Source organism: Luteibacter sp. P4_E6, from assembly GCF_056401535.1.
This window is the reverse complement of sequence record NZ_JBFUJE010000275.1, coordinates 1-5,217: the sequence shown is the minus strand read 5'-3', so window position 1 is coordinate 5,217 and position 5,217 is coordinate 1. Positions and strand designations below refer to the sequence as shown.

Genomic DNA, 5,217 nt, shown 5'->3' with positions numbered 1-5,217 from the left:
GTGTACGACGATCCGGGCGTGTACGCGAAGAGCTCGGCCATCAACTTCATCAAGGAAGTGCGGACGCCGACCCTGATCGTGGTCGGTGAGCGCGACGCCGAAACACCGGCCCCGCAGTCGTTCGAGTTCTGGCACGCGCTGCGCGCCCAGAACGTGCCGACCTCGCTCGTGGTCTACCCGGGTGAGGGGCATGGCTTTGCGCGCGACGCCAGCCGGCGTGACGTGCTGGCCCGGGCCCTGGCCTGGTTCGATCGTTACCTTCCGGCCAACGGGAAGTAGACATTCCCGAACGGTGGTTGACCGAACTACCACCATGGATTGCGTTTTTCCACCGACCCATCATCATTCGGGCTGGTTTCGACACTAAAGTCGGGGGCGGTAGTGGCCGATACTCCCAAGGGAAGCGTCTTGTGCAGGGCCGGAGCGTGGCGTGCTGACAAATCTTAGCGACGCCGGCCTCGACCTGGCGATGGCGAAGTGCGCTCGCTGGTCCCTCATCGGGCCCGGCGAGGGCGACCGCTGCTCGGGTTTCAGTACCGTCGGCGCAGGCCTCGGCTGGCTGGTCGCCCTGATCGTGGTCAGCGCGCTGGCCGGCCTGGTCATCGGCTGGCTCTACACCCAGCGTCGGCGCCTCAATGCACGCCTGAAGGACCCGCGCGAGCAGGCCCGGCGCGCGCTCGCCTTCCATGCCTACCACGACACCCTCACCGGGCTGCCCAACCGCGCCTACCTGATGCAGGAGCTGGAGGAGGCGCTGGCCTCGGGGGAAACGAAGTCGCTGGCGGTGCTCTTCATCGACCTCGACGGCTTCAAGTCGATCAACGACACGCTGGGCCACGAAGCCGGCGACGCCTTCCTGCGTGCGGTGGCTACCTCGCTGCGCAGCAGCGTGCGCGAACGTGACGTGGTCTCGCGCTTCGGCGGCGACGAGTTCGTCGTGGTGGTGCAGGCGTACGGCGGCCTCGAAAACCTCGTGCGCGTCTGCCGCAAGGTGCTCGATCTGGTATCGCAGCCGGTGAACGTCGCCGGGCAGTTCGTCGCCGTCAGCCCGAGTATCGGTATCGCCGTGGCGCCACGTGATGGCGATGTGGCCGAAACGCTCATCCGTAACGCCGACGCCGCCATGTATGCGGTGAAGGAAACGGGCAAGGCCGATTTCCGCTTCTACGAAGAGGGCATGCTCGAGCAGGCACGCGAGCGTCTCGCCCTCACGGTGGAGTTGCGCGAGGCCTTGCAGCGTGGCGAGCTGGACGTGGAATACCAGCCCAAGCGTAACTTGCGCGACGGTACGCTGGCGGGTGTCGAAGCATTGGCACGCTGGCATCATCCCGTGCGCGGCGACGTGCCGCCGGCGGTGTTCGTGCCGATCGCCGAGCGCTCGGCACTCATCCATGCGCTGGGCGAATACGTGCTGCGCTCGGTGCTGACGCAGGTGAAGCTGTGGGATGCGGCCGGCACCCACGTCGACTACGTCGCCATCAACCTCTCCATGCATGAGCTCAGCCGGCCGGCTTTCGTCGAGACGCTGGCTCGCACGGTGCGTTCCTACGGCGTGGATCCCATGCGGATCCGCTTCGAGCTCACCGAGTCCACGGCGATGCGCGAGCCGGAAGAAACCCTGCGCCAGCTGGTCAAGCTGCGCTCGCACGGTTTCGACCTGCTGATCGACGACTTTGGTGCCGGCTACTGGAACCTCGGCCACTTGCGTGAGTTGCCCGTCGGCACGATCAAGATCGACCAGTCCTTCGTGCGCGGCAGCGACTCCAACCTCGTCGACCGCGAGATCACCGAAGCGATCGTCGGGCTGGCCAAGAAACTCAACATGCGCACCATCGCCGAAGGCGTCGAAACCGAAGCGCAGGCCGATTGGTTGCGAGGGCTCGGGTGCGACGTGGGGCAGGGTTTCTACTTTGCGCGCCCCATGACGCCGGCTGCTTTCAGTCGGTATCTCGACCCGACGTTGGTCTATGCAGGCTGACGGGCGGCCGCGCATCTCCCGTTTCCTGGTGGGAGCCGGATTGGCCTGCTGCCTTGTCGCGGGGGCCATCGCCGCTGAAGCGGCTCCCACGAAGAGCCCGGTTCCTGTGGGAGCGGCTTCAGCGGCGATAGCTCCCGCCGCACCCACCGTCGGCGTCGACCCCTGGGCCGTCTACGAAACCGCCTGGTTCGACACGGTCGGCGTCGCCGATGGCCTGCCGCATTCGACCACCACCGCCATCGTGCAGGACACCCGCGGGGTAATCTGGATCGGCACCTTCGGCGGCCTCGCCCGTTACGACGGCTACCGGATGCAGGTATTCGGCCAGGAGCCCGACGCTTACGCCGGCGCCGTGCTGCCCGACGCTTATGTGCGTGATCTCATGCCACTGGCCGACGGCGGCCTGCTGATCGGTACGAATGCCGGTGGCCTGGTGCGCTTCGACCCGGTGACGACACGATTCCACGTCTATCCCATTGGCGCCGGCGGGACCTCGAACGGCAAGATTTTTTCGATCGCCCGTGCTCGCGAACGCAATGTGTTCTGGATCGCCACCGAAGGTGGCATCGATCGCGTCGATGTCGGTACGGGCAAGATCACCCACGAATCCGGCCAGCCCGGCGACGCGAAGGACATGCTCGCACGCACCTTCGTCGTCGCTGAGGACAAGGCGGGCAACGTGTGGGCAGGCGCGGATAACGGCTTGTTCGTGCGCCGCCCGGGCGAGCGCTTCCAGCGCGTGGCGTCGGACGATCCGGCGATCGACGAAATTCTTCACGACCAGATATGGGCGCTGTTCGAGGACAGCCAGTCGCGCCTGTGGGTCGGCACCGGCCAGTCCGGTGCCGTCAACATCGACGCCCAGGGCCATGCGCATCTGGTACCGGGCTTCTCCGGCAAGAACGGCATGGCTCGCCGGCGCACGGTGCGCGCCTTCCACGAGACCCCCCAACACGTGCTCTGGGCCGCCACCGACGGTGCCGGCGTGGTCACTTACGACTTCAACACCAGCCAGTTGCGCGTGCTGAGTCACGACGCGGCCATGCCCTCGTCGTTGCCGGGAGATATCACGCGCGACATCTTCCAGGACAGCACCGGCAACATCTGGGTGGCCACCGAACTGGGTGCGGCGCATTACGACCCGAATGGCCGCAAGGTGTTTTCCGTGCTGCCGTCGCCGCTGGAGTCGCACACGCTGTCCAATGCCAACGTGCACTCGGTGTTCGTCGATCCGCGCGGGCGCGTATGGCTCGGCCTCGGCATGGGGCGCATCGACGTGCTCGACCTGGGCAAGGGCACGATGCGCCACCTGCAATTGGGCGGCGAACAGGCCGAGCGCGACGTGCAGGCTTTCGTGGTCGCGCCGGACGGCTCGATCTGGGCAGGCGCGCAGGGCATCTCGCGTATCGATCCCGACACCTTCGCCCTGCACAGCTCGATGATCCCCAGCCTGGACGGCCGGCTCATCCTGTCGATGCAGCGCGATGGCAACGAGATCCTGATCGGCGGCTACGACGGTCTTTTCCAGTACGACACGGTCACCGGCAAGCTCATCCAGATGCGCCATGACCCGCATGATCCGGCGAGCATCGTGGGTGACCAGGTGCGCCACATCGTGCGCATGCCGGACGCCTGGTGGTTCGCCACCATCAGCGGTATCAGCATCGGCTACGACGGCCAGCCGGGTTTCGTGAACCTGCGCCACGATCCCGCCGATCCCAACAGCCTGCCGCAGGACTACACCGGCTCCATGGTATTCGACTCGCACCATCGCCTGTGGCTGGGTACGTTCGGCGGCATTGCCTACCTGGACCAGTTCAATCCGCATGGCCCGTTCCGGTTCGGCCTGATCGGTGCGCGCGAGGGGCTGGTGAACAGCAAGATCAACGCGCTGCTGGTCGACCACGACGATCGGGTGTGGGCCTCGATGGCCAACGGCGTGGCCGTGATCGACACCGGCAGCCACCGCGTCTCGGACCTGGGCATACGTGACGGCCTGCGCATTCCCAGCTATATCCACCGCGCGGCGGCGGAGGCCCCCGGCGGCGAACTGATGTTCGGCGGCCTCGGCGGTCTGACCGTGATTCGTCCGTACTGGGTGGCACCGCAGATCGTGCCGCCGCGCATGGCCGTCACGCACGTGAGCATCAACGACAAACCCTTGCCGCTGGCCGACCTGCCCGAAGACGGCGGCCGGATCACCATTGGCGGCGACGGTCGTAACCTGCGCGTGGATTTCGCGTTGCTCGACTATCGCGCGCCGATGGAAACGCATTACGCCTACCGCATGGACGACGCCGACACGGGCTGGAATGAGGTCGCACGGGGTATTCCGCCCAGCGCGATCTATACCAACCTGGCCAGCGGCACCTACACGCTTCGGCTACGCGCCACGATGCGCGGCCTCGATGCGCGTACCGTGGAAACCTCGGTACGCGTGGACGTGACCCCGCGCTGGTACGAAAGCCCCTGGACCCTGCTGGCCGCCGTGGCGCTCGCCGTAGCCGCCTTCTTCGGCCTGGTCTCGCTGCGCACGCTGTACCTGCGCCGCCGTGCGGAGCTGCTGCAGGCCCAGGTCGACGCCCGCACGCGTGACCTCAAGGCAGCCAACGAGCGTCTGGATCATCTGGCCGGCACCGACGAGCTCACCGGTTCGCTCAATCGTCGCCGCTTCCTCGAACAGGCCGAGCGCGTGCGCCAGGGCGCGGCCAACGACGGCATTCCCTTCAGCCTCGTGCTGCTGGATATCGACGACTTCAAGACGGTCAACGACACCTTCGGCCATCTGGCCGGCGACACGGTGATCCGCGAGACGATGCGGGTGATTTCGTCGATGTGCCGCGCGGACGATCTGGCCGGGCGCTTCGGTGGCGAGGAGTTCATCCTCTGCCTTCCCGGCGCGCTGGCCGAGCATGCACTGGATATCACCGAGCGCGTGCGCCACGCGCTGGCGGCGCTGGTGATCGTCCACGGGGATTACCGGATTCGCATCACGGTGAGCGCGGGCGTGGCGATGTGGCGTTCGCCGGAGTCGCTGAATTCGCTGCTGGGCCGCGCGGATGAAGCGCTTTATGAGGCGAAGAACGACGGGCGTAACCGGAGTCGTATCGCTGGCCTCTGATTCTGTGGGAGCCGCTTCAGCGGCGATGCTCTTGGCTGTCAACAGGCATCGCCGCTGAAGCGGCTTGTGTCTTTGCGTCGGCGTAGGCTTCGGGGTGAGAGCGGAGTGCGGCAAGCCC

3 protein-coding genes are annotated in these 5,217 nt (G+C 66.6%); all 3 read left to right on the top strand.

Features of this window, described 5'->3' with window-relative positions:
- On the top strand, positions 1 to 279 hold a 279-nt coding region (locus tag AC1DT2_RS15210), incomplete at its 5' end, for an alpha/beta hydrolase family protein (protein ID WP_477297212.1).
- A 151-nt stretch (positions 280 to 430) separates the two neighbouring features.
- The gene (locus AC1DT2_RS15205; protein ID WP_213946905.1) at positions 431 to 1,978 is read left to right on the top strand and encodes a putative bifunctional diguanylate cyclase/phosphodiesterase; all 1,548 of its coding nucleotides are present in this window, start codon (positions 431 to 433) and stop codon (positions 1,976 to 1,978) included.
- A gap of 40 nt (positions 1,979 to 2,018) precedes the next feature.
- Positions 2,019 to 5,099, top strand: coding sequence for a ligand-binding sensor domain-containing protein (locus AC1DT2_RS15200; protein ID WP_477297211.1), 3,081 nt, complete (start codon positions 2,019 to 2,021; stop codon positions 5,097 to 5,099).
- Positions 5,100 to 5,217 lie beyond the last annotated feature (118 nt).